Origin of the sequence: Streptomyces sp. ICN903 (assembly GCF_022015835.1) — a bacterium.
GTDB lineage: Bacteria > Actinomycetota > Actinomycetes > Streptomycetales > Streptomycetaceae > Streptomyces > Streptomyces fenghuangensis.
This window is the reverse complement of record NZ_JAKMAY010000523.1, coordinates 1-1,939: the sequence shown is the minus strand read 5'-3', so window position 1 is coordinate 1,939 and position 1,939 is coordinate 1. Positions and strand designations below refer to the sequence as shown.

The window sequence follows — 1,939 nt, the reverse complement described above, 5'->3', positions numbered from 1 at the left end:
CCCCCGCCCCCGGAGAGCCGCTGGGAGCCCACTACGCGCAGTGCTTCGGCTGCGGCGCCGAGCAGCCCCACGGACTGCACATCGACGCCCGGGCGGGCGAGGGGGTCAGCGTCACCGCCGAGTTCACCGTCCGCCCCGAGCACCAGGGCGCCCCCGGCCTCGCCCACGGCGGACTGCTGTCCACCGCCATGGACGAGATCCTGGGCTCCCTGAACTGGCTGATGCACACCATCTCGGTCACCGGGCGCCTGGAGACCGACTTCCTGCGGCCCGTCCCCGTTGACTCCGTGCTGCACCTCACGGCGCGGGTGACCGCCCGGCACGGACGCAAGATCTACTGCACCGCCACCGGACACATCGGCGGCCCCGACGGTCCCCTCGCGGTGCGCGCCGACGCCCTCTTCATCGAGGTCAAGGTCGAGCACTTCGTCGACCACGGCCGCAAGGACGAGATCGAGGCCGCGATGGCCGACCCCGACACCGTCCGCCGGGCCCGAGCCTTCGAGGTGAACCCGTGAGCGGCGCCGGCCTGCCCGGGCGCGAGCCCGTCGAGGTGCTGATCCGCCGCCTCGACCCCGAGGTGCCGCTGCCCGCCTACGCCCACCCCGGCGACGCGGGCTGCGATCTGGTCACCACCGAGGCGGCCGAACTGGCCCCCGGGGAGAGGGCTGTTCTGCCCACGGGGGTTTCCATCGCACTGCCCGACGGGTACGCCGCCTTCGTGCATCCGCGCTCCGGTCTGGCGGCCCGCTGCGGGGTCTGCCTCGTGAATGCCCCCGGAACCGTCGACGCCGGGTACCGTGGGGAGATCAGGGTGATCGTGGCCAACCTGGATCCGCGCGAGAGTGTGCGGTTCGAGCGCTTCGACCGCATCGCCCAGCTCGTCGTCCAGCAAGTCGAGAAGGTGCGCTTCCACGAGGTGGAGGAACTGCCGGGATCGGCGCGAGCGGCGGGGGGCTTCGGCTCCACGGGCGGCCACGCCGCACAGGACGGCACCGCACAGGACCACGCTGCACAGCACAACCATTACGCTGCGGTCGCGGCCGACGAGGCTGCCGACCTGAAGGGACAGTGACGTGTTCGGACGTCGTCGCAAGAAGCAGGTAGGGCCCGAGGGCGCCTCGGACGAGTTCGAGACGGAACGATCCGACGAGGGCACCGACGCGTCGGACGGGTCCGCCGACGGCACCGATGGCGAGCAGACCCGGGTCAAGCTTCCCCCGGCCCCCCGGCCGGACGGCCCCTGGGACGTGAGCGAACTGCACGCCCCGGGCGAGGGCCGGGTCGACCTGGGCGGCATGTTCGTGCCCGGAGTACCGGGCATGGAGCTGCGGGTGGAGGTCGCCGGTGACGCCATCGTCGCCGCGACGATCGTGCTCAAGGACAGCGCCGTCCAGCTCCAGGCGTTCGCCGCCCCCAAGCGCGAGGGCATCTGGGACGAGGTGCGCGAGGAGATCGCCTCGGGCATCACCCAGAAGGGCGGGATCATCGACGAGGTCGAGGGCCCCCTGGGCTGGGAACTGCGCGCGCAGGTGCCGGTCAGGCTGCCCGACGGCAACAGCGGCATGCAGGTCGTGCGCTTCGTCGGCGTGGACGGCCCCCGCTGGTTCCTGCGCGGTGTCATCTCCGGCCAGGGCGCGGTGCAGCCGCAGGCCGCCGGGCTGCTGGAGCAGATCTTCCGCGACACGGTCGTGGTGCGCGGGGACTCCCCGATGGCGCCCCGCGACCCGATCGTCCTCAAGCTCCCCGACGACGCGCAGATGGTGCCCGACGGCGTCCAGCAGGAGCAGGCCCAGGAGGGCTCCCGCTTCGCCGGCGGCATCGACAAGCTCCAGCGCGGCCCGGAGATCACCGAGGTCCGCTGAGCGGCGCGCGGAAGCGGCGCGCGGAAGCGGTGCGCGGGGCGCCGTCGGGGGAGCCCCGCCGCCCCCGCCCGCAC

At 73.4% G+C, this 1,939-nt stretch carries 3 protein-coding genes; all 3 read left to right on the top strand.

Features of this window, described 5'->3' with window-relative positions:
- On the top strand, nt 1–518 hold a 518-nt coding region (locus tag L7D48_RS28485), incomplete at its 5' end, for a PaaI family thioesterase (protein ID WP_237883941.1).
- On the top strand, nt 515–1,075 hold the full coding sequence (dut, locus tag L7D48_RS28480) for a dUTP diphosphatase (protein ID WP_237883939.1): 561 nt from the start codon (nt 515–517) through the stop codon (nt 1,073–1,075). The genes L7D48_RS28485 and dut, both read left to right, overlap by 4 nt.
- A gap of 1 nt (nt 1,076) precedes the next feature.
- Complete coding sequence (locus tag L7D48_RS28475; protein ID WP_237883937.1) at nt 1,077–1,865, top strand: DUF3710 domain-containing protein; 789 nt, start codon at nt 1,077–1,079, stop codon at nt 1,863–1,865.
- Nucleotides 1,866–1,939 lie beyond the last annotated feature (74 nt).